The sequence below is a fragment of the Pluralibacter gergoviae ATCC 33028 = NBRC 105706 genome (assembly GCF_001598855.1).
GTDB lineage: Bacteria > Pseudomonadota > Gammaproteobacteria > Enterobacterales > Enterobacteriaceae > Pluralibacter > Pluralibacter gergoviae.
Window position 1 is genome coordinate 1 of sequence record NZ_BCZS01000048.1, and the last position, 22849, is coordinate 22849.

The window sequence follows — 22849 nt, forward strand, 5'->3', positions numbered from 1 at the left end:
GGCACCGGCAAGACCGAAACGGCGCTGGCGCTGGCGGACGCGCTGTACGGCGGGGAGAGGTCGCTCATCACCATCAACCTGTCGGAGTACCAGGAGCCGCACACGGTGAGCCAGCTGAAGGGCTCCCCGCCGGGCTACGTCGGCTACGGCCAGGGCGGGGTGCTCACCGAGGCGGTGCGCAAGCGTCCCTACAGCATCGTGCTGCTGGACGAGGTGGAGAAGGCGCACCGGGACGTGATGAACCTGTTCTACCAGGTGTTTGACCGGGGCTTCATGCGCGACGGCGAGGGGCGGGAGATTGACTTCAGGAACACGGTCATCCTGATGACCGCCAACCTGGGCAGCGACGCCATCATGGAACTGCTGGACGAGAAACCCGACGCCGCGGACGGCGAGCTGCAGGAACTGCTGCGACCCGTCCTGCGCGACCACTTCCAGCCGGCGCTGCTGGCGCGGTTCCAGACCGTAATCTACCGGCCGCTGAATGAGGCGGCGATGCGCGCCATCGTGGAGATGAAGCTTGCGCAGGTCAGCCAGCGGCTGCGCCGCCACTACGGCCTGACGACGGATATCGACGCGGGGCTGTACGACGCCCTGACGGCGGCCTGCCTGTTGCCGGACACCGGGGCGCGCAACATCGACAGCCTGCTCAGTCAGCAGATACTGCCGGCGCTGAGCCGGCAGCTGCTGGCGCACATGGCGGCGGGGCAGAGGCCGGAGACGCTGACCCTGGGCTGGGATGAGGAGGAGGGCATCGGGCTGGAGTTTACACATGGTTGAGAAGACAGAGGATAAATTAAAAGAAGGGGGGCAAAGGCTGCTGACTACAGGTGAGATCAGACTGGCAAAAGGTGTCTTTGCTTCCACGATTGAATATCAGAAGGTATGGATCCATAAGGATAGCTATCTTCCTTTTAATCTTCACGATAAACATACTGCAATGACGCCAAACGGAGAAATTTATTTTCGTAATGAGTACCGGGATGATTTTTCAAAGTCAACAGACGATCTGCAACATCTCTTTATCCATGAAATGAGTCATGTCTGGCAACGGGCAAGGGGGATGAGTGTCACTACCCGAGGGATAATCAGTTGGATGGTCAGTTATCGTTATACACTTGATGGGCGTCTGTTAAGTGAATACCCCATGGAACAGCAGGCACAGATAATTGCAGATAATTTTGTTTTACAAACCTTCGGCTATGAAATCTGGCGTCATCTGAGAAATGGAAATTATCCTGATATTACTCTCGATGGTGATCTCTCTGAATCAGTAATACGCAGAGGTTATAAAAATGTACTGAGAGGCTTCCCATGGTGAGGAGTGTTATTTTCCGCAGGTTATGGCCTGCGTTTTTATCCGTGGTCTGTCTGGTGGCTTTGGCTGGATGTCCCGGCGCAGGTGACAGAATGCGCCTTGATGAAACTGCTTCGGCCAGCAGAAAGGGAGACAGTATTTGTCTGAGCATTGCGGATGCACAAGATTATCAACCAGTTGATATTGGGATAAACCTTCGGAGGACCCCTTCAAAGAAGAAAAAATTTGACTTCTCTCCGGATTTAAAAATTGTTGAAGGTTCACTGTGTATCCCTTTTTCCTATTATCATTTTGTGACGGGTAATAAATATATCATTGAATTTGTCCTTCATTCAGCCAGAAAGAGTAGTGAGCCAAGAAAATTTGTTGTCGGTATCGAAATTAATGATAATCAGGTTTATAACTTCCCTCTATCAGATCGCGAAATAGCAAGGCCATATGGTTCTATTGAAGTCCCTGAAGAGTGAATGGCTGCATTGTAATATTCCGACTTTCAACATGCCGAACAAAATTTATGGATAACAGGTTAACCCTGTGGAGCTAATATCATGAATCTGACAAATAGCCTGTCCTCTTTAACAGAGCGTGTTGGCCTGAACCGCTATCATCTGCATATCCCCTTATGTTCTTCACCGCTGGATGTGGAAGAGTTCAGCGGCAGGGAGTTTATGAGTGAGCTGTATCACTATACTGTTCTCTTTACCAGTACTGACCTGAATATCAGCCCGGTACAGATGCTGAATAAACCCGCCACCCTGACAATGGGTACGGGGCCGCTGATGGCGCTTTCAGGACAAAAAGTCGTGCCCGGTGTGGTGACGCATTTTAAGCGGATCGGCGGCTCCCGCGACCAGGCGAAATATCAGATTACCCTTGAGCCCTTTTTGTCTCTTCTGCGCAATCAATTCCGTACCCACCGCTTCTTCGTCAATAAATCCGTCACGGATGTCGTTGAGGAGGTGCTCCGGGATCATGGTCTGAAGGAGTGGGAGTATCACTTTGTGCTGAAGGCGGACTATCCGGTACGTGAGCAGATAAATCAGTACCGGGAAAGCGATCTTGCATTCATCGAACGCCTGCTGTCAGAGGTAGGCATATTCTACTTCTTTACCCTGCACCCGGAGACGCAGACCGAGGTCGTCAATTTTGGCGATAAGCAGAGCGCCTGGCAGTTTGACAAAATCCTGCCGCTGAGCAGCCCGTCAGGTGAGAATGACAACGGCGTGAGTTCGGTATGGGGGATCGATGTCCGGCACAACGTTATCGAACGTTCGGTAACCGCCAATGATTATAACCACCGCGAGGCGCAGAAGATCCTGATGTCGGCGCCGGCGGACATGACCTATGGTGAAGGCGAAGGCGTTACCTACGGCGACGTGTACCACTACCGTGCACGCCACCTTGAAACCGGTGCGAAAATCACGCCGGCTGCCGAAACGGGTAACTTCCTCGCCCGCCTTGAGCATGAGCGATTTTTGTCGGGCCAGACAACGGTTACCGGCTACAGCACCGACGCCACGCTGTCCCCGGCGCAGGTTCTGACGATCAGTGAAGTCGCGGTGCCCCCCACGCTGCCTTCGGGAGCGGAAAACGGCATTATCATCACATCTGTGGGCTACATGGCCAGCCGGAAAGAGGCGCTGATAGTGATGTGGGAGGGAATGCCCTACAGCGAAACCCGCTGCTGGCGGCCGCCGGCACGTCCGCGCCCGGTAATCAGCGGCACGCTGACGGCACGCGTCACCAGCGCCAAAAGCAACGACATCTACGCCTGGCAGGACGCGTCCGGCATGTACCGCGTAAAGTTTGACGCCGACCGGGACGGCAAAAGCCAGGGCCAGGAAAGTATGCCGGTGCGGCTGGCCAAGCCCTACGGCGGCGACGTCTACGGCTTCCATTTCCCACTGATCCAGGGCACTGAAGTTGCCATCGCCTTCCACGAAGGCGACCCGGACAGGCCCTATATCGCCCACGCGATGCACGACTCCCGCCACGTGGACCACGTCACCGAGAAGAACCATACCCGCAACGTGATACGCACGCCGACCAACAATAAGCTCAGGATGGAAGATGAGCGAGGAAAGGAGCATATCAAGCTCAGTACTGAATACGGGGGTAAGACGCAGCTTAATTTAGGGCACAACGTCAATGCAAGCAGAGTTCTTCGCGGCGAGGGGGCAGAACTGCGAACGAATGACTGGGTCAGCGTTCGTGGGGGGAGGGGAATTTTGCTTACAGCAGACGCACAGCCTGACGTCGGCAGTAAAATGCTTGAAATGGACAGGGCTATAGAACAACTAGAACAGGCCCTCACGCTTGCAAGGAGCCTTCAGGTAGCCGCGAAGGGAGCGCGGGCAACAGTATCTGACATCGACAGCCAAAAGACGCTTAATAGCTCCCTGAAGTATCTGAAAATGCCGGGAGTGCTGGTCAGTGCACCCGCTGGGATAGGTATCCTCAGTCCTGAGACAGTCCGACTGGCTTCCGGTGGTGCAAGTATTGGCCTTGTGTCTGGTAAAAATACCGATATCAGCGCGGGTCTGTCATTCACTGTAGCGGCAAGCGAGGCGGTAAGTTTGTTTGCACAGGCTGCAGGAATGAAAATGTATGCAGGGGCAGGGAAGGTTGATATTCAGGCACAGGGTGATGACATGAATGTCTCGGCATTACAGGACATCACTGTCGCCAGCGGTCAGGGAAGCGTGAAGGTTAATGCTAGTAAGGAGCTGATTTTAAGTTGCGGTGGCGCTTATATAAAGCTTAGCGGTGGGAATATTGAACTGGGTTGTCCGGGAAATATTTTACTGAAAGCGGCAAATGTTAATCAGACAGGCCCCGCCAGTTTAGATACACCTCCAATAACTTTCCCCAAAGGATACTCGGGCTCCTTCACTATTAAGAATACAGAGACAGGTGAAGTTAAACCCTTCACTAAATATAAGGTTACCTCACCCGAAGGAGATGTTTATGAAGGAGTGTCGGATTCGTCAGGAAAAACTGCTCCCCTTTATTCGTTAACTCCAGGTGAAATGAAAATTGAATTTCCACGCGAGCAAAAGGAAGAAGGTCCTGGGCATTGGGTTACAGTCGATCATGATTATCACGGGTTGAAAAATACTGCTATTATGGCAATTAACCGCTTGACCTCCATGGGGGATGAGGGGCGTGTTTTTGGTTCTGAAGGAAAAGACTATATGAATACCAAAAGAGATAAAATTCAGGAATGGCAGCCTTTGCCATCTGATATTTCTGACAATATAGAACATCAATCAGTAGTGCATCGCTATGGCGAGCAGCGAAAAGTAACGCAAACTTTCCTGGAGGGTGACGATGCTTGGGCTGTTACTGGCCAATCATGGCACTGGCAACCCGTTATCGCTGATGATGTCTATGAGGCAAATAGATGAGAACCATCTTAAAACGGAGGTCTGTACTGTACTTTTGGGCTATGTTTGACCTCTTTTACATCTGTAGATTTGTTTGGCTAAATATCTCTGTGGGGAGGTTGCCTTTAGTTGATGATATATTGTCTTTCAGTGAGATCTATCCACAGCAGGGCGTATATTCGATAGTTTTGTTTTCTTTTTCCTTATTGCTTAATTTGTCTATTATCTTTTCCTTTATGATGTTTTTAAATGGGTGGAAATATGCGCGTTGGTTGGTTTATGCTCAAGCGCCATTTAGGTTATTCTTCATGATTCCTTCAATATCTATATTACTATGGGTATTTAAATTTATGTCGATTGGTTTTGGAGTGATATTCTTTCTTATTGTGTTAATCTCAGAGGTAATTAAAATTGGAACTTTTATTTTGATGGATAATGAAAATTAGCAGATCTGTTATTATGATAGAGATAAATATCAGTGAGGATGCTCTTAAATTAAAAGTTATTAGTATTTTATTTTATAAAATAAAAAACATATCTAGGTTAGGTTCCATAGTCGCTCTTTACTGCACGTTATTTATGCTCCGACATAGTTGAATTATAACGGACGTATACTAAAAGCTTTCAAGGATAGAGGTTTAATTTTATGGCAACTAATTCACTGGTAACATCTATAACCCATAGTAACGCTGACGCCATGACGGGAAAGCAGAAACCATATTGGATCGAAATTCAACTGCTCGATGAGCAGGGGGAGCCCGTGGCAAATATGCCATGGACTGTAGAAAGCGCTCATCCAGTTTCCGGGGTGGTGGAGGAATTCACTTATTCTGGTCAGAGCGATGCTGACGGGCTAATCAGAGTCGATATGCCCCATGGGCTGGAGCTGAGGTTGACGTTAGATGGCAATCAGCTGGCTACGGAAATGGAAAAACGTGCCTTGCGCGTTAGCCGCGATGCGGAAAATGATTCTGTTGTGCGTCCTGAAGCTGAAGAGAAAGGATATATCTGGCATTATGCCGTGATCGGTGAGCTTTGTAGAACGCTTCCTTCCATTGAATTGAGGAAAGATGAAGTTTGGCCAAAATTCCATTTCCCGCAGAATAAAGTTATGAAAGGGGTGGTAATAAGAGCTAATCAACTTGAAAAACGCCATGTAATTGAAATATGTCCGTTCAGAGCCTGGGAGCTTGTTCTGCATCATCAAAAGGACTATTCCATTGCTAACGGAATTAACCTTGGAGCAGCAGCGACGCTTGCTTATGCAAATGACAGTACTCTGGATACGGTATCAATTACGCGATTTTTTATTAACCAGTGCCAGGATCTCTCCCGCTTACCCCAGCTTTATAAAGACGGCTCAGCATGGAATACGTTAGTACAGGATGTTCCCTTTAGTGATCGCTATCATCCCCCGGTATTTATGGATACCTCACGGGATACTTCCCCTAATATCGATCAGAAGAATCCCCATGGAGCAGCGCAGGCAGAGGGCGATATTGCTGCAACAAAGGCAGATGGTGATACGCAGCTTTACTATGTCCATAACGCGGATAAGGTTATTATTGCTTGGCGTGGAACGGCCGGTTTATTTGACGTGGGGACCGATCTTGCGTTCAGACCGATAAGATCTGAAGTTTGTGATTTCGATAAAACGCAGTGCGCCCCGTTACTACCTGCTGGGAAAGTGCATACCGGGTTCTGGAGTGGATATAGTCGGGTTGAGAAGAAATTTAAAGAGGAAGTTGAAACATTAAAAGATTTGCTGGTAAATCTTAAATTATTTATCTGTGGCCATAGTTTAGGTGGTGCATTGGCATTAATTCATGCAGCAAAGTTGAAGGATTATATTCCACTCCTTTATACTTATGGGATGCCTCGAACCTTTACCCGCGATGCCGTAATGCAGCTATCGGAGATTACCCATTTCCGTCATGTTAATGATAACGATCCAATTCCAGCTTTACCTGCAGAAGCCAACCTGGATAACGAGTTATATAAATTATGGGGATGGTTTGGCGGAACGCTGGGCTTTGTCTGGTCACTGGGTGAGCTTCTTTTCTACCAAATGGTTGCCTGGGGGGACTGCTTCTGGCATCACGGTAATACGGTGGCCTTTCTTACGGTCACCCAGAGCCGGGAGTGGCATGAGTGCAAGAGAGACCTGCCAACGCCGGCAGGGTGTATTACCATCAGGAATTTACTACCCGTTAAGGCAAAACTTTACCTGGTCCCTGCGCTGGCGGAGCAGGAAATGCAGCAGGCCGGTCAGAAGCAGAAAGAATTTAAAGCGTCACTGACGCAGGCCGATCTCACTGACTTTTTCCCTAAAGGCAGTAATCCTGACAGAGGCATTAATTTAAATGTTTTTAAACACTTTATGACGTCTTATATGCCCTATATGTATAACAAAGTATTAGAACTAATTGATAACGCCGGGATAGTGGAAAAACGTACCTTTACTGAGCATCGGTATAATGTTGATGCATTCAGGGAGCAGATGGCGGAAAATAAAAATAGCGTACCAGACAGAGAGTTAGCAAGAAACCACATTTTTTTGAATTTAGAAGGACTACTGGATGTATCGCTTTCCCCTACGTTGTCTATGCCGTCTGGCAACGATACGCTTTTGCGCTTTGCTCAATATGGAGAGGAGGTAATAGAAAATGTATAATCAAAAAAAATTATTCTGCTTTCCTTGGTTTTTTTTACTGTGGCAGGATGTAACATGAGTAGGAATGTTAACAAAACGTTATCTCCCCCAGCAGATACGAAATGGGTCAATTTTACAGTAAAAAATCCGTCTCAGTATACAAAACCCTTCCCGCTGGAAGTCAGATACATCTCGTATGAATGCAAGAAAAAAAGAATCAGTGGATTTGATGGTTCAGTTATCACAGAACCCAGCTATAACGTTTTTGGAATCCCCATGCAGCAAGAAAGCGGAGATATATGGAAAGCAAAAGTGGCCATGACTGGTGGCGGTTCATGCAAATGGACGTTGAGTGCGGTTAATTTAGGTATCGAGTATATAGATGCTATACATCTTGGTAAGGATCTTGTTCCTGGTACTGCGGTAGGAGTATCGCTCGCTTTTGATGGAGATGCTTCTCGAAATGGACAATATAAAATTGTGAAAGGGGATTTGAATTTATCACCAAAATATTATCCATATATAATAGAGTGGCGATTAATACGAAATAAGAATGAGTTGACTCTCTTTGGTGAGAAAGATTTTTTGTTGTATCAGGTTGTTGATGGTAATAATATTTCATTTCAACCATTATTAGATGAAAAGAAAGTTATTAGATTTGTTGAACCAGAAAAAAAGTTGATGGTGTGTACTCCAAGATAATTTATCCGGACGGGAGTATTGCTCCTGCAAGAACTCTTTTTCCTGATTTTGATAAAGTTGATGAAATGAAAGTCAATGAATAATACTGAGCTGGTAATTATTATTTTTGGTGTGTAAGGGTAATTAATTATCACGCTTGTATGATAGAGATATAGTTTTATTATTGACTTAATATTTATATCGTATAATGGAGAATGTATAATCAATCAAAAACTATTCTGGTAAGTTTAGATTCACTACCAGTGACTTTCTCGCAAGGATGTAGCGAAGGGTTTACTACAACGTCATCAGCCAGCGGAGTAGTTAAGCCTTTCACCACATATAAAATTACGACCGCTGAAGGTGAGATTTATAATGATGTCTCTAGTGCGACCGGTGAAACAGCATCAATACTTTATTTGTGGGCATAGCTTAGGAGGAGCATTGGCATTAATACATGCAGCAAAGTTGAAGAATTATATTCCACTCCTTTATACTTATGGGATGCCTCGAACCTTTACCCGCGATGCCTTAAAGCAGCTATCGGAGATTACCCATTTCCACCATGCCAATGATAACGACCCGATTTCAGCCGTACCGGCAGAAGCCAACCTGGATAACGAGCTATATAAATTATGGGGATGGTTTGGCGTAACGCTGGGCTTTTTCTGGTCACTGGGTGACAAGAGAGACCTGCCAACGCCGGCAGGGTGTATTACCATCAGGAATTTACTACCCGTTAAGGCAAAACTTTACCTGGTCCCTGCGCTGGCGGAGCAGGAAATGCAGCAGGCCGGTCAAAAGCAGAAAGAATTTAAAGCGTCACTGACGCAGGCCGATCTCACTAACTTTTTCCCTAAAGGCAGTAATCCTGACAGAGGCATTAATTTAAATATTGTTGAACACTCTATGACGTCTTATATGCCCTATATGTATAACAAAGTATTAGAACTAATTGATAACGCCGGGATAGTCGAAAAGCGTACCTTTACTGAGCATCGGTATAATGTTGATGCATTCAGGGAGCAGATGGCGGAAAATAAAAATAGCGTACCGGAAAGAGAGTTAGCAAGAAACAACATCTTTTTGAATTTAGAAGGACTACTGGATGTATCGCTTTCCCCTACGTTGTCAATGCCGTCTGGCAACGATACGCTTTTGCGCTTTGCTCAATATGGAGAAGAGGTAATAGAAAATGTATAATCAAAAAAATATTCTGCTTTCCTTGGTGTTTTTTACTGTGGCAGGATGTAACATGAGTAGGAATGTTAACAAAACGTTATCTCCCTCAGCAGATACGGAATGGGTCAATTTTACAGTAAAAAATCCGTCTCAGTATACAAAACCCTTCCCGCTGGGAGTCAGATACATCTCGTATGAATGCAAGAAAAAAAGAATCAGTGGATTTGATGGTTCAGTTATCACAGAACCCAGCTATAACGTTTTTGGAATCCCCATGCAGCAAGAAAGCGGAGATATATGGAAAGCAAAAGTGGCCATGACTGGTGGCGGTTCATGCAAATGGACGTTGAGTGCGGTCAATTTAGGTATCGAGTATATAGACGCTATTCATCTTGGTAAAGATCTTGTACCTGGTACAGTGGTAGGTGTTTCACTTGCTTTTGATAATGATTCTTCCAGAAACGGGAAATATACTGCAACTAAAGGCGATTTAAATTTATCACCAAAATATTACCCCTATATATCCGAATGGAATATTGGAGAAAAAAAGAAAGAGTTGTCCCTTTTAGGTAAAGAAGGTTTCCTATTCTTACGTGTTCATAATGCAAATGAAATTAAATTTGCACCAATAATAGATGAAAGCAAGATTGTGAAATACATCGGGATAGAAAAAAAAGCTAAAGGAGGGTATTCAAAAATAGAGTATCCAGATGGCAGTATTATATCCGATGGGACTGTATTCCCTGATTTTGATAAGATAGATAAAATGAAAGTCAATAAATAATGCTGAGCTGATAATTAGTATGTTGGGTGTGTCAGGATAATTAATTATTACGCTTGTATGGCAGAGGTATAATTTCATTATTGAATTAATATTTAGAGAGTGTAATGGAAAATGTATAATCAATTAAAAACTATTCTGCTTTCTTTAGTGTTGTTTACTGTAGCAGGGTGCAGTATAAGCCGGGCCGTAAACAAAACGTTATCTCCACCGGTGGATACCAAATGGGTGAATGTTAAAATAAAAAATCCGTCTCAGTATACAAAACCCTTCCCGCTGGAAGTCAGATACATCTCGTATGAATGCAAGAAAAAAAGAATCAGCGGAGCTGATGGCTCAGTTATCACGGAGCCAAGCTATAACATTAGTGGGATCCCTATGCAGCAAGAAAGTGGGGATATCTGGAAAGCAAAAGTTGCTATGACTGGCGGAGGCGCGTGTAAATGGAGGTTGAGTGCGGTCAATTTAGGTATCGAGTATATAGATGCGACACATCTTGGTGAAGATTTGGTACCCGGTACTGCGGTAGGTGTATCTCTTGCTTTTGATAATGATGCTTCGCGTAATGGCCAATTCACTTTCTATACAGGTGACTTAAATATTTCGCCTAAATACTATCCATATATTAGAGAAAGGAGAATAGCAGAGAAAATGAAGTCACTCTCTCTATTAGGGCAAAAAAATTTCCTTTCTTATAGAGTATCTAAATTTAATAATATTTATTTTCATCCTTTGGTTGATGAGAGGAAGGTTGTTAGATACATAGAGCCAGAAAAAAAAGTTGATGGTGTGTATTCCAAGATAATTTATCCGGATGGAAGTGTTGCGCCTGCAAGAACGCTTCTCCCTGATTTTGATAAAGTTGATAAAATGGAGGTGGATAAATAATAATGGGAATATTATCAATAAGATGTATCGGATTAATTAACTATTATATCTGTGTGCCAACGCTATGCTTTTTTATTTTATCCGTATAGGGAATAGATAATGGAAAATGTATAATCAATCAAAAACTACTCTGCTTTCCTTAGTGTTGTTTACTGTAGCAGGTTGTAGTATAAGCCGGGACGTAAACAAAATATTATCTCCACCAGAGGATCACAAATGGATTGATTATTCGATGATTTTTTAAAAAATTTACTTAACTCAGCTATCTTTGCTACATCCGGATCTAATGCGCTTAAAAGATTTGGCTCTTATGGGGAAGAGGATAAAGAGAATGTGTAAGAAATTAAACTTATTCATCTTTCTCCAGTTTTTTTTGCTAAGTGGACGCGCTCAGACAACTGACAGAACGTTATCACCACCATCAGACTCTGATTGGATTAATGTTGAGATAAAAAATCCATCTCAATATACAAAGCCTTTCCCTCTTGAAGTGTTGTATATATCAACAACATGTAGGCGTGAGTTAATGAGTATGCGAGATGGCCAGTATTATGAGAAGGTGGGACTCAATCCAGTGAAAATCCCACTTCAGAATCAACATGATTCAAATGTTTGGGTCGCGAAAATAGCAAAAAATGGCGGTGGAAAATGTAATTGGAAACTGAGTGAGTTCAATCTGGGTATTGAATACATTGATGCTACTCACCTTGGTAAGGGTCTAGTGCCAGGAACAGAGGTTGGTGCAACAATTGCGTTTGATGATAATGCAACAAAAAATGGTCTGTTTGAAACTGTTCATGGTGATATTACTTTGTCTCCAACATATTATCCGTATATAAGAGAGCGAAAGTTAAACTCCACTGAAACCACTCTATCTTTATTGGGGGAGAGAAATTTTATTTTTTTGCGAGGAGAGGCAGCAACTAAAGTGGTTTTTATGCCCTCATTAGATGAAACGAAAATAACGCGGTATATAGGTGTGAAAAAAAAAGAGCCTGGAGCACATGCGCAGATAATTTATCCAGACGGTAGTGTGGCACCAAAAGGTACAATTGTTCCTGATTTTAATAAAATTAATGTGAAGTGAAATTTATATTAGTTGAGGCTTTTTATGTCTAACGGTGTCGTTTTACTCGGAGACAAAACTTCTCACGGTGGAAAAGTAATCTCCGCCTCTTCCAGCATGACTGTCGATGGAAAAAAAGTTGCGTTAGTGGGTGATTTAGTGAGTTGTCCGGTAGGTGGGCATGGAAGTAATCCTATCGTAGAGGGTGCGCCGCACCGAACATTTAACGGTCGCGCGGTTGTCGTCGATGGCTGCAAATGTCAGTGCGGTTGTACTGTAATTTCAAGTGCTCAGCACAGCACGGTAGGATAATCAATGGGCTGGGAAAGGACGAAAGCAACAACGATGGAGTTACCACCTCAGCCATCTTTTACGGGATGGCTGTTGGCAGGAGGTATTGCGGCGGTTGTGGGCATTTTGCTGTTTATCCTCCATGCGTCAGGCATGGTTAAGGCGCTGGCTGCATTTAATATCTGGTGGCTGTCATCCAGCCCGGTTCTTGGCTGGTTTTTCCTGTTTTGTTTACGGGGATGGCAGTGGGGCAGAACAGTTAATGAACATCAATTTTTGCAGAAGGAAGCCGAATACGGACAGCAACAGTGGGAAGCCTGGGCAGGACGCTATCTGGCTGTGCTTGGAAGTAGCATACTGCTACCTTCCGGAGTGACCTCTGACGCCATCGCTAAATCGGATACTGCAGATGCGCCGCAATTTCTTTCACTGACCAGTCATTTTGATGCTCAATTGGCGACTACCACCTCCTTGCTCGAACTGGGGCTGGCCGGTGTACAAACTGCGATCTCGATGCTGCCTGTTACGGTGCCGTTCAACGTCACTATTGTGAGCGACATTATTTCGTCAGCCTTTAAGGCCCAGTTTCACGAATCATGGGGACGAATTTACCCTGGTCGTACGTTAACAGGCTCGGTTTCGTTTTGTAGAATCCTTTCTTTCGCCTGGATTGAAGAGCGCCTTAAAAATCCTGTTTTCGATATCGATTTAATTCTGATATTGCAGAATCACGGGGCTGAACATTATTCCGATGCACTCGCGACCATGATACTTACCAGCGATGATCTTGCTGAAAAATATCAGCTTCCTCATGTTGCCCGAATCCTGCGACCGATGTCGCTGGACATGTCAAATTTCAAGGCTGATATGGGTTTGTTCCTTGAAACACAAACGACCGCCAGTCAGGCATCAAACGTGTTTTGTGACTACGGGGACTGGAATGACTTGTTTGCTGAGTTAATGACGGTATCTCAATCACATCTGACACCGTGGGCGCCGCGGGAAATTGATGTACTGGAAAAGTATAACGGTATTCCCGGGGCCGGGAGTGCGTGGCTTTTAGCCACATTACTGGCCGACATCGTATCCGTCAGCAACAAACCTGTTTTAGGCCTGTTTACCTCAGACACAGACCATTTTGTCAGTACCATTACCCCAGGGAGTGAAAAACAATGATACCGGGCCTTTCATGGAGCAGGATAGGGATAGTGGGCATTGCCGTATTTATGTCAGCCGGAATATGGACCGGTATTGTCCGCTTCGGACCGAAATACGGTGTGGAAACCCGCCCGGCACAGATTGCCGTCTTTATCGGCATCTGGTGTATTGTGCTGCTGCTGCGCTACGGACCGTTTCTGAACCGCTATCTGCGAGCGCGCTTTCACCGCTGGCAGGAGCAGAAAAAAAATGCCCTGCCGGAGGATGAACTCCGGCTGGCGCTGACAAGGCCGCGGAGCGTCACCGTGGGAGAAATCTGCCTGACGATGCGCCACCTGTATGGCCGCCGCTGGAGGCGTAAAGTCCGCATTCTGATGCTTGCCGGTAAACCTGCCGATGTGGAGATGCTGACCCCGGGGCTGACCGCGCAGCTCTGGCAGGAAGATAAGGGCACGCTGCTGCTGTGGGGCGGTGACCTCAGTACGCCTGTCGATGAGTTGTGGCTGAAGGCGCTGCGCCAGCTGCGATATCGTCCGGCAGACGGCGTGGTCTGGGTGACGTCCGCCTTCGACCGGCAGGACACATCGCTCCGGCCCGCGCTCACTGAGGACGCCGTGGAAACGCTGGCTCATGCCGTCAGTAGCCGGATGACGGCGCTGGGCTGGCAGCTGCCACTGTACGTCTGGTCCCTGCACCCCGGTGCCGGTATGGCCGACGGGAGAACCTCCCAGGCTACCGGCTGCCTGCTGCCAGGCGTAAATAATGCAGACCTGCTGGCAGAGCAGCTTCAGGCGCTTGCCGGGCGGCTCATTGCTCCCGGCGTACAGCAGGTCTGCGGTGCATCGCAGCACAACTTTCTGCTGACGCTGGCGGACCGGCTGGTTCGCGAGCCGCAGACGCTGACCATTCCTCTGTCCGTCATGCTCAGTCCGTACCGGCCGTTGCCGCTGGCGGGGATCGTTTTTAGCCAGATATCGCCAGAGGCGGGGAGGGAGACAAAACATCACTTTGGAATGGACCGCCGCTGGCAGGTACTGCCGGACTCGGTGCGTTCACTGCCTCCCGCACTGCGCCCCTGTCGGCCGGGCTTTCGCTGGTCACGGCTGATGGCGCCGATAGCCGCGCTGGCGATAGTGCTCTGCGCTACCTGGATAGCCGTATCCTTTACCAGCAACCGCAGTCTGATTCATGCAGCTCAGGCGCAGGTCGCCACGGTATCAGAACCAAAGCAGCCGCTGTCTGAACGCCTCCATGCGCTGCTGACGCTGCAAAAAACGCTGGCGCGCCTGCAATACCGCGCTGACCACGGTACGCCCTGGTACACTCGGGCCGGGCTCAGCCAGAACGATACGCTACTGGCCGCCCTCTGGCCTTACTACAGCAACAGTGCGCAGCCGCTGCTGCGCGACGCGGCGGGGATTTATCTGTGGCAGCAGCTTGAGAATTTTATTCAGTTGCCGCCCGACAGCCCGCTGCGCGAGCAGGGGGCGAAGGTCGCCTATGACCAGCTGAAGCTTTACCTGATGCTGGCCCGGCCGGCGCGCATGGGCCCGGCCTGGTTCAGCCGCGCGCTGATGGAGACCTGGCCGCGGCGGCAGGCGGTTAAGGACGGATTCTGGCAGGGCTCGGGCCCGCTGCTGCTGAGTTTTTACGGCGCGGCGCTTGCGCGCCATCCGCAGTGGCGCCTGCCCGCAGATGAGGGGCTGGTCAGCCAGGCCCGCACCATGCTGGTCCGCCTCACGGGTATGCGCAACAGCGAAACCACCCTCTACCAGAAAATGCTCGCGCAGGTCGCCCGTCAGTACGCCGACATGCGCCTGGAGGACATGGTGGCCGACCGCGATGCCGCCCGCCTGTTCACCACCGACGAAGTGGTGCCCGGCATGTTTACCCGCCAGGCCTGGGAGCAGGCGGTGCAGCCCGCCATTGATAAAGTCGTGGAAACGCGCCGCGATGAGCTGGACTGGGTGCTGACCGACGGCAGGCAGGACCCGCAGCAGAACGCCTCCCCGGAGGCGCTGAAGGCCCGCCTGACGACGTGCTACTTCGCCGACTTTTCCGGCGCCTGGCTTGCGTTTCTTAACAGCCTGCGCTGGCAGCGCGCCGCTACCCTGTCGGACGCCATCGACCAGCTGACGTTGATGGCCGACGTGCGCCAGTCGCCGCTGGTGGCCCTGATGAACACCCTCAACGTGCAGGGGCGCACCGGGCAGACCGGCGAGGCTATCTCTGATTCGCTGGTCAGGTCGGCGAAAAACCTGCTCGGCGGTGACGGTAAAACCGCCATCGACCAGAGCGCCGGGTCGCACGGGCCGCTGGATGACACCTTCGGCCCGGTGCTGGCGCTGATGGATAGGAACAGCGGCGGTCAGGCCCAGAGCCTGCAGGTGTTTCTGACCCGCGTCACCCAGGTGCGCCTGCGCCTGCAGCAGGTGACCAACGCCGCCGACCCGCAGGCGATGACTCAGGCCCTGGCCCAGACGGTATTTCAGGGGCGCGCCGTAGATCTTACCGAGACCCGCGACTACGGCAGCCTGGTGGCCGCCGGGCTGGGGCAGGAGTGGAGCGGCTTTGGCCGCACGGTGTTTATCCAGCCGATGGAGCAGGCCTGGCAGCAGGTGCTTTCGCCTGCGGCGGACAGCCTCAACGCCCAGTGGCAGCAGGCGGTGGTCAGCGACTGGAACAGCGCGTTTGGCGGGCGCTATCCGTTTAATAACGCTAGCAGCGACGTCTCCCTGCCGCTGCTGGCGAAATACCTCAACGCCGATTCCGGGCGCATCGCGCAGTTTCTGCAGACCCGCCTGCAGGGCATCCTGCACAAGGAGGGCAGCCACTGGGTGCCGGACCGCATTAACGCCCAGGGGCTGAACTTTAACCCGGCGTTCCTGAAAGCGGTGAACACCCTCAGCCACATCTCCGATGTCGCCTTTACCGAAGGCGACGCCGGGATGAGCTTCGAGCTGCGCCCCGGCACCGCGGCGGGCGTGATGCAGACCACGCTGGTTATCGACGGTCAGAAGCTCACCTACGTTAACCAGATGCCGGCCTGGAAGCGCTTTACCTGGCCTGCGGATACGGAAGCGCCGGGGGCCGCCCTGAGCTGGATAAGCACCCAGGCGGGCACCCGGCTGTACGGAGACATGTCGGGGGCCTGGGGCTGGATACGCCTGCTGGACAAGGCCGCCGTCAGCGCCAGCCCCGGCGTGGGCAGTAGCTATAGCCTGAGCTGGAAAGCACCGGACGGCAGAAATCTCAACTACACCCTGCGTACCGAAGCCGGAGAGGGGCCGCTGGCCCTGCTGAAGTTACGCAACTTCCGGCTTCCGGAGTCGATTTTTATTCCCGGAACGTCACCTGCAGCAGGCGATATCAACAACGGGGATGAGGAGTACTGATGTCATTAATTTATGCCCTGCTGGACGCGTGTCATGTTGACCCTGACAGCGCGCTGCGGCAAACGACAGAGCGTATTGCATTATGGGATAGCTGGATTGCTCCCCTGCCGGGAGCATCGGCCACGGGGGACGATCCCGGCTACGATGATGACTTCCAGGCCATGCGTGAGGAGGTCAATAAACTTTCCGGTGCCAATACTGAGCTGGTCTGCCAGCTGGCAGAAAAAGTGCTGACCACCGCTGCGAAAGACATTCGCGTGGCTACTTACTACTGCTGGGCGAAGCTGCATCAGGAAGGAGAGCCGGGGCTGGCTGCCGGGCTTGAGCTGCTTGCGGGGCTGCTGACCCGTTTTGGCAAAGCGCTGCACCCGCAGCGCGAGCGCAGCCGCAAAGCGGCGCTGGAGTGGCTGGCCAGCGCCCGAATGCTGGACAGCCTCTCCCTGTATCCGGAAGTGGTCAGGGAAGAGGCGCAGCGCACCGCCGGCGCGCTGCTGGCGATAGACCGGATGCTGGAGAATGAACCGGAAGCCTCCCGTCCGCAGCTCGGTAGCCTGCTCAGCGCGCTGGAAACCCGGCTGGTGAAATCCGGCGGTATGGAGTCGGTCGTACCCCAGACCGTCAGTGAGAGTAAATCCTCCGCATCGCCGATGGAAAGCTGCCCGCCTGCGCTGAATAAAATTACCTCCGGGCAGGATCTGCTTACCCAGGGGCGCACGCTGGCGGCGTATCTGCGCGAGCAGCCCGGCGGCTGGCTCGCCGCCCACCATCTGATGAAGAGCCTGCGTCACGACACCCTGACGGATCTTCCGGCGCTGACCGCCGATGGCCGCACCCGGATCGATCCGCCGAAAGCGGATCAGAAAGCGCTGCTCAGACGGCTGTATCTGCAGCAGAGCTGGAGCGAAATTCTGGAGCAGGCGGACAGCCAGTTTGCCCGCGGGGCCAGCCATCTCTGGCTCGACTTACAGTGGTACATGCATCAGGCGCTGGTGAAATCCGGCCAGCAGGCGCTGGCCGATATTATCGCCGCCGATCTGAAGGGGCTGCTGACGCGTCTGCGCGGTCTGGAGACGCTGGCGTTCAGCGACGGCACGCCCTTTGCCGACGAGGTGACGCGGCGCTGGCTGGAGGAAGAGGTCCTGCTCTCCGCGGAATACCGCGACAGCCACGTGGTGAGCGCGGTGGCCAGTGAGTCAGACAGCGATATCCTCAGTCTGGAGCCGGAAGCTATCGCGTTGGCAGACAGCGATGGCCCCGATGCGGCGCTGGGCTGGTTACAGACCCGCCCCGGGATCGTCTCCGGGCGCCAGCGCTGGCTGCTGCGCCTGCTGATGGCACGCGTGGCGGAACAGTACGGCAAAAATGAGCTGGCGGTGCATCTGCTGGCCTCTCTGGGTGAACAGGCTGCTGCGGTGACGCTGGCAACGTGGGAGCCGGAGCTGCTGTTTGAAGTCCGGGCGCGGCACCTGAAGCTGCTGCGGATGCGCGCCGGGCGCAGCGAGGCGGATAAGGTTCGGCTGTCACCCGTGATGGAAGCGCTGCTGGCGGGGCTGATTGCCATTGATCCGGCGCGGGCGGCGGTGTTGTGCGGTTAACCCTTCAGGAAAAAGAGCGATATGGACGATTTAACCCTGCGTTACTACGACGCCGAAATGCGCTACCTGCGCGACGCCGCAAAGGAGTTCGCGCAGACCCACCCCGACCGCGCCGCGATGCTGGATCTCGACAAGGCGGGCACGCCCGACCCCTACGTGGAGCGCCTGTTCGAAGGCTTTGCCTTCTCCATGGGCCGCCTGCGGGAGAAAATCGACGACGATCTGCCGGAGCTGACCGAGGGGCTGGTCAGTATGCTCTGGCCGCACTACCTGCGCACGATCCCGTCCATGTCGGTAGTGGCCTTCACGCCTGAGCTGCAGGCAATGAAGATGGCCGAGCGGGTACCGGCGGGGCTGGAGGTTTACTCTCAGCCCGTCGGGCCGAAGAAGACCGTCTGCCGCTACCGCACCACCCGGGACATGATGCTCAACCCGCTCAGCGTATCGGGCGTCACCATGACTACCGAACCCGACGGGCGCTCGCTGCTGCGCCTTCGCCTGGCGTGCAGCGGGCAGGCCGACTGGACGCAGGCTGACCTCCGCCGCCTGAGCTTCTATCTGGCGGCGGAGGCGCCGGTCAGCAGCCATCTGCATCTGATGCTCACCCGCCGGCAGGCGGCAGTCTACCTGCGCCTGGCGGGGCAGGGGGAGCGCATTCGCCTTGACGCCTGGTTCTCGCCGGGCGGGTTTGGCGACGACGATGGCCTGTGGCCAAAGGGCGATACGGCGTTCAGCGGGTATCAGCTGCTGCTGGAGTATTTCACCTTCCGGGAGAAGTTTATGTTCGTCCACCTCAACGGCCTGGAGGGCATTACGCCGCCGCCGGGAACGGCATATCTGGACATCGAGGTGGTGTTTAGCCAGCAGTGGCCGTCCGATTTACCGCTGAGCGACGACGATATTCGCCTGCACTGCGTGCCGGTGATTAATCTGTTCACTCTGGAGGCCGACCCGCTCACCATTACCGGGCTGGAGTGCGAATATCTGCTGCGGCCCAGGCGACTGCAGGACGGGCACACCGAAATCTATTCCGTGGATGCGGTCACCGGGTCAGGGCGCACCGGCGACGCGCAGTACGTGCCCTTCAGCAGCTTTCGCCATAAGGGCGGCATGATGCGCCGGGAGGCCCCGCCGCGCTACTTCCATACCCGGGTGCGGCGGGGCGTCAGCGGCCTGCACGATACATGGCTTATTCTGGGCGGCTACCAGTGGGAGGATGACCGGCGCTTTGAGCGCGAGGCCATCTCCCTGCTCATCACCGGGACCAACGGCCAGCTGCCGCGCCGGGCGCTGCAGAGCACCCTGCTGGACCGCTGCGAGCAGGTGATCCAGACGCCGGTCAGCGTACGTAACCTGTGCAAACCGACGCTGCCGGTCTATCCGCCGTCGGAAGACCGCTTCCACTGGCGGGTGCTGAGCCATCTGGGTTCCGGTTTTCTCAACATGATGAGCAGCGCAGAAGTGCTGCGCGGCACGCTGGCGCTGTATAACTGGCAGGAGGATGAGCTGAACAGCCGACGCCTCGACGCCATCCAGCGCGTCCAGCATCACCGCATTCAGCGCTTTGAGGACGGCTTTCTGCTGCGCGGCCTGGACATCGAGGTCACCCTCGACAGCAGCGGCTTTACCGGCGAGGGGGACCTGCATCTGTTCGGCGAGCTGCTGAACCGCTTTTTTGCCCTCTACACCGACATGAACCAGTTCAACCAGCTTACCCTGATTGTTCAGCCAGAAGGAAAATGCATCCGGTGGAAAGAGAATCATACGCCGCGTCTGCCCGACTGATACGCCAGCTGGGTGACCGGCTGCCGTACACCCACTTCTATCGCTTCTGTCAGCTGCTGGAGCAGAGCCGGCCGGGTGAAGCCGTGACCGGCAGCGGCTGGCGGGCCCGGGCGGAGCCGGTGCGCTTTCGCCCCCATCCGGGGATGGGCTTTCCGGCGGCGGAAATTAAAGGGGCGGACTTCCGGGAAGAGGCATATCTGCCGCCCACGGTTCTCGTCAGCTTCATGGGCCTCTACGGCGTGGAGTCGCCGCTGCCCACGCACTACGTAGATGATATCGTTCAGCGCCGGGAGGGGGTTGAAGCCACGACGGATTTCCTCGATATCTTCAACCACCGACTGATTGCCCAGTTTTACCGCATCTGGCGTAAATACTCGTATCCGGCAACCTTTGAGGAAGGGGGGAAAGACAACACCTCGCAGTACCTGCTGGGGCTCGCCGGGCTGGGAATTGAGGGCTGCGCGGAGAATATCGCCACGCCGGTTTCGCGCTTCCTGGCGCTGCTGCCGCTGATGATCCTGCCGGGGCGCACGGCGGAGGGGCTGGTTGCGCTGGTCGGACTGCTGGCCCCGGAGACCCGGGCGCAGGTTCAGGCCTTCGACCGGCGCCGGGTGCCGCTGAGAAAAACGCTGGCGATGAGCGTCCTGCAGCCGGTGAGCCTGAAGGGTCGCCCCGTGATGGGCGCATACGCCACCGATGTTAACAGCCAGGTGCTTCTGCGCCTGACCACCACCTGTGCGCAGGAGGCTGAAGGCTGGCTGCCCGGCGGCGGGCTGTATACCGACCTGATGGCGCTGCTGCACGTGTATCTCGGCGGGCGACTGGATGTGCGCCTGCAGCTGTGTGTAAAAAGAAGCCTGCTGCCGGATGCGCAAGTCAATGGCAGGCCGTCGCTGAAGGGCGGCAGCCTGGGGCGCACGGCGGTCATGAAGCTGCTGAATGCCGACCCGGCGCAGTCTGACAATATCATCACCATTAACCTGGGGCGCTATCAGCGCGTACAGGAAAACATTCACCGAAGGGAGAGCGATGAAGATGGCGATTACCGCTGGTAAGCCACTGCTTTTTATTCTGATATCCGGTATCGCGGTGGTGCTGGCCGGCTGCGGGCTGACCCAGAAAATCACTGACGGCACGGTCAGCGTGACCAAATCCATTTTTTATAAACAGGTGAAAACCCTGCATCTGGACATCCGCGCCCGGGAGGCGGTCAACAGCAACGCCCGCGGCGAGGCGCTGTCGACGGTTATCCGCATCTACCAGCTTAAGGAGAGAAAAACCTTCGATGAGACGGACTATCCGTCCCTGTTCGCCGGCGACAGCCAGGCCATCGCCGCAGACCTGCTGGCTGAGAAGGACGTGCGGCTGATGCCGGGCGGCGCGGTCAGCGTCGACGTGCCGATGGAAAAATCAGCGAAGTATGTCGCCGTGGCCGGGATGTTTATCGCCCCGGACCAGGCCCGCAATACCTGGCGGCTGGTACTGTCCCTGGATGACCTTGACCCTGACAGGGCCCGGATTATCGAAGCCGGCAATAACCGGCTGACGCTGATTGCGGATAAGGAGGAGTGATGCCCCATGAACACAACGCCCCCTCGCTGTACGAGATGCTGTACGGCAACTTTTCAGGGGGGCTCGACCTTAACCAGGTCAGCGAAGAAAACCAGGTCATCCTCTCGGTGCTCGATAACATGCAGCGCATCCTCAACGCCCGGGCCGGGGCGCTGGCGCACCTCCCGGACTACGGCCTGCCGGACATGACGAAAATTCTTCAGGGGTTGCCCGGCACCGCCCATCAGCTGATGAGCATGCTCTCTGACGTACTGCTGAAGTACGAGCCGCGGCTGAAAAGGGTGACGGTGGTGATGCTCGACCAGACCATTCCCGGCGAGCTGCGCTACGCCATCGACGCCGAGCTGAAGGGCATCGGCCTGGTGCGCTACGGCACCGACTTTATGCCTGAAGGCAGGGTCCTGCTGCGCCACCTGAAGCAGCAGCAGTACCTGGACAACCGCGCCAGGCTCTGACGGGAGATACAATCCATGACCTCAGCAAAATCGCAGTTCCTGCAAAAACTGCAGGCGCACCGGGCCGCCCCCCGGCCATTCGACAGCCGGGTGCAGGCCGATATCGCCACCTTCAGCCAGCGCATTAGCGCACTTCAGGTCAGCATGGAGGCGTGGCTGGACGGCACCGGGATTGAAACCGAAGCCACCGCAGAGACGCTCACCGACCTGCTGGCCGGGCAGGCGTCCTTTCCCGTACCGGGTATCCGGCTGCGCTATGAGGAACGGAGCATTAACATCACGCCGCTGTTTCTCTACGGCCACGGCGTGACGGGCTGCCTGGCGGTCAGCCTGCGGGCAGACGGCAGGCGAACGCCGCTCGGCCGCCTGCTGATGCGTCCGGACCGGGTCTGCGCTCGCCCCGCGCTGCCTTCAGCCCCGGAGACGGACCTTAATGAAGAGACCTTTTTCACCCTGCTCGCGCCGCTGCTGCCTGAGTAAATCCCTTATTCCCTTTACCGACGGACACTTCTTATGACCCTGCCTCAGCAACTGAAAACCGGCGGCGACCCGCGCCTGCAGCCGGACTATACCGCCCTGCGCGAGGAGCTGGCGAAGCTCTCGCATCCGGCGCGCCCTGACGTCGACTGGGAGCGGGTGACCA

General features: G+C 53.0%; 20 protein-coding genes. All 20 read left to right on the forward strand.

All coding sequences use genetic code 11. The features are described from left to right. Positions 1–780, forward strand: a 780-nt coding sequence (locus ENGE1_RS24615; RefSeq protein ID WP_155731572.1) for an AAA family ATPase, incomplete at its 5' end; no start/stop codon positions are given. Continuing rightward, positions 773–1321: a hypothetical protein gene (locus tag ENGE1_RS24620; RefSeq protein ID WP_048254559.1), complete on the forward strand. Its 549-nt coding sequence runs from the start codon at positions 773–775 to the stop codon at positions 1319–1321. The genes ENGE1_RS24615 and ENGE1_RS24620, both read left to right, overlap by 8 nt. Further along, the gene (locus tag ENGE1_RS27540; RefSeq protein ID WP_080732696.1) at positions 1315–1785 is read left to right on the forward strand and encodes a putative T6SS immunity periplasmic lipoprotein; all 471 of its coding nucleotides are present in this window, start codon (positions 1315–1317) and stop codon (positions 1783–1785) included. Before ENGE1_RS24620 ends, ENGE1_RS27540 begins: the two co-directional genes overlap by 7 nt. A gap of 81 nt (positions 1786–1866) precedes the next feature. Continuing rightward, positions 1867–4725 carry a type VI secretion system Vgr family protein gene (locus tag ENGE1_RS24625; RefSeq protein WP_225823509.1) on the forward strand — a complete coding sequence of 953 codons (2859 nt, stop codon included), beginning with the start codon at positions 1867–1869 and terminating at the stop codon, positions 4723–4725. 625 nt (positions 4726–5350) lie between these two features. Beyond that, positions 5351–7378, forward strand: coding sequence for a lipase family protein (locus tag ENGE1_RS24635; protein WP_048254562.1), 2028 nt, complete (start codon positions 5351–5353; stop codon positions 7376–7378). Between the two features lie 54 nt (positions 7379–7432). Then, positions 7433–8059: a hypothetical protein gene (locus tag ENGE1_RS27545; RefSeq protein ID WP_255265527.1), complete on the forward strand. Its 627-nt coding sequence runs from the start codon at positions 7433–7435 to the stop codon at positions 8057–8059. 354 nt (positions 8060–8413) lie between these two features. Further along, positions 8414–9241 (forward strand): lipase family protein, encoded by an 828-nt coding sequence (locus tag ENGE1_RS24640; RefSeq protein ID WP_225823517.1) that lies wholly within the window; start codon positions 8414–8416, stop codon positions 9239–9241. Next, positions 9234–10004: a hypothetical protein gene (locus ENGE1_RS27550; RefSeq protein WP_073971346.1), complete on the forward strand. Its 771-nt coding sequence runs from the start codon at positions 9234–9236 to the stop codon at positions 10002–10004. The genes ENGE1_RS24640 and ENGE1_RS27550 overlap by 8 nt, the downstream gene beginning before the upstream one ends. A 111-nt stretch (positions 10005–10115) precedes the next feature. After that, complete coding sequence (locus ENGE1_RS27555) at positions 10116–10889, forward strand: hypothetical protein (RefSeq protein WP_048254564.1); 774 nt, start codon at positions 10116–10118, stop codon at positions 10887–10889. 331 nt (positions 10890–11220) lie between these two features. After that, on the forward strand, positions 11221–11976 hold the full coding sequence (locus tag ENGE1_RS27560) for a hypothetical protein (RefSeq protein WP_072065380.1): 756 nt from the start codon (positions 11221–11223) through the stop codon (positions 11974–11976). A gap of 24 nt (positions 11977–12000) precedes the next feature. After that, positions 12001–12267, forward strand: a complete 267-nt coding sequence (locus ENGE1_RS27565; protein WP_072051351.1) for a PAAR domain-containing protein — start codon at positions 12001–12003, stop codon at positions 12265–12267. Between the two features lie 3 nt (positions 12268–12270). Next, positions 12271–13422: a hypothetical protein gene (locus tag ENGE1_RS24645; RefSeq protein ID WP_048273404.1), complete on the forward strand. Its 1152-nt coding sequence runs from the start codon at positions 12271–12273 to the stop codon at positions 13420–13422. Beyond that, positions 13419–16799: an ImcF-related family protein gene (locus tag ENGE1_RS24650; protein WP_048254565.1), complete on the forward strand. Its 3381-nt coding sequence runs from the start codon at positions 13419–13421 to the stop codon at positions 16797–16799. Before ENGE1_RS24645 ends, ENGE1_RS24650 begins: the two co-directional genes overlap by 4 nt. Then, a complete protein-coding gene (gene tssA, locus ENGE1_RS24655) occupies positions 16799–18394 on the forward strand; it encodes a type VI secretion system protein TssA (RefSeq protein ID WP_048254568.1) in 1596 nt (531 codons plus the stop codon). Before ENGE1_RS24650 ends, tssA begins: the two co-directional genes overlap by 1 nt. Before the next feature lie 21 nt (positions 18395–18415). Next, positions 18416–20179: a type VI secretion system baseplate subunit TssF gene (tssF, locus tag ENGE1_RS24660; protein ID WP_048254569.1), complete on the forward strand. Its 1764-nt coding sequence runs from the start codon at positions 18416–18418 to the stop codon at positions 20177–20179. After that, positions 20134–21234 (forward strand): type VI secretion system baseplate subunit TssG, encoded by a 1101-nt coding sequence (gene tssG, locus ENGE1_RS24665; protein ID WP_048254570.1) that lies wholly within the window; start codon positions 20134–20136, stop codon positions 21232–21234. The genes tssF and tssG overlap by 46 nt, the downstream gene beginning before the upstream one ends. Then, the gene (gene tssJ, locus ENGE1_RS24670; protein ID WP_106912814.1) at positions 21215–21751 is read left to right on the forward strand and encodes a type VI secretion system lipoprotein TssJ; all 537 of its coding nucleotides are present in this window, start codon (positions 21215–21217) and stop codon (positions 21749–21751) included. The genes tssG and tssJ overlap by 20 nt, the downstream gene beginning before the upstream one ends. Continuing rightward, on the forward strand, positions 21751–22206 hold the full coding sequence (gene tssE / locus ENGE1_RS24675) for a type VI secretion system baseplate subunit TssE (RefSeq protein ID WP_048254573.1): 456 nt from the start codon (positions 21751–21753) through the stop codon (positions 22204–22206). The genes tssJ and tssE overlap by 1 nt, the downstream gene beginning before the upstream one ends. A gap of 15 nt (positions 22207–22221) precedes the next feature. After that, complete coding sequence (locus tag ENGE1_RS24680; protein ID WP_043085493.1) at positions 22222–22686, forward strand: hypothetical protein; 465 nt, start codon at positions 22222–22224, stop codon at positions 22684–22686. Positions 22687–22719: 33 nt separating this feature from the next. Beyond that, positions 22720–22849: type VI secretion system ImpA family N-terminal domain-containing protein (locus tag ENGE1_RS29340; RefSeq protein WP_255265528.1), on the forward strand; the 130-nt coding region annotated here is incomplete at its 3' end.

Bases quoted from the DNA above. Each gene is read 5' to 3' on its own strand.
- ENGE1_RS24640 (WP_225823517.1), top strand. From the start codon at position 8,414: ATGATGTCTCTAGTGCGACCGGTGAAACAGCATCAATACTTTATTTGT.
- ENGE1_RS24625 (WP_225823509.1), top strand. From the start codon at position 1,867: ATGAATCTGACAAATAGCCTGTCCTCTTTAACAGAGCGTGTTGGCCTG.
- ENGE1_RS27540 (WP_080732696.1), top strand. From the start codon at position 1,315: ATGGTGAGGAGTGTTATTTTCCGCAGGTTATGGCCTGCGTTTTTATCC.
- tssE (WP_048254573.1), top strand. From the start codon at position 21,751: ATGCCCCATGAACACAACGCCCCCTCGCTGTACGAGATGCTGTACGGC.
- ENGE1_RS24680 (WP_043085493.1), top strand. From the start codon at position 22,222: ATGACCTCAGCAAAATCGCAGTTCCTGCAAAAACTGCAGGCGCACCGG.
- tssG (WP_048254570.1), top strand. From the start codon at position 20,134: ATGCATCCGGTGGAAAGAGAATCATACGCCGCGTCTGCCCGACTGATA.
- ENGE1_RS24635 (WP_048254562.1), top strand. From the start codon at position 5,351: ATGGCAACTAATTCACTGGTAACATCTATAACCCATAGTAACGCTGAC.
- ENGE1_RS27560 (WP_072065380.1), top strand. From the start codon at position 11,221: ATGTGTAAGAAATTAAACTTATTCATCTTTCTCCAGTTTTTTTTGCTA.
- ENGE1_RS27565 (WP_072051351.1), top strand. From the start codon at position 12,001: ATGTCTAACGGTGTCGTTTTACTCGGAGACAAAACTTCTCACGGTGGA.
- ENGE1_RS27550 (WP_073971346.1), top strand. From the start codon at position 9,234: ATGTATAATCAAAAAAATATTCTGCTTTCCTTGGTGTTTTTTACTGTG.
- ENGE1_RS27555 (WP_048254564.1), top strand. From the start codon at position 10,116: ATGTATAATCAATTAAAAACTATTCTGCTTTCTTTAGTGTTGTTTACT.
- ENGE1_RS24645 (WP_048273404.1), top strand. From the start codon at position 12,271: ATGGGCTGGGAAAGGACGAAAGCAACAACGATGGAGTTACCACCTCAG.
- ENGE1_RS24650 (WP_048254565.1), top strand. From the start codon at position 13,419: ATGATACCGGGCCTTTCATGGAGCAGGATAGGGATAGTGGGCATTGCC.
- ENGE1_RS27545 (WP_255265527.1), top strand. From the start codon at position 7,433: ATGAGTAGGAATGTTAACAAAACGTTATCTCCCCCAGCAGATACGAAA.
- ENGE1_RS24620 (WP_048254559.1), top strand. From the start codon at position 773: ATGGTTGAGAAGACAGAGGATAAATTAAAAGAAGGGGGGCAAAGGCTG.
- tssJ (WP_106912814.1), top strand. From the start codon at position 21,215: ATGGCGATTACCGCTGGTAAGCCACTGCTTTTTATTCTGATATCCGGT.
- tssA (WP_048254568.1), top strand. From the start codon at position 16,799: ATGTCATTAATTTATGCCCTGCTGGACGCGTGTCATGTTGACCCTGAC.
- tssF (WP_048254569.1), top strand. From the start codon at position 18,416: ATGGACGATTTAACCCTGCGTTACTACGACGCCGAAATGCGCTACCTG.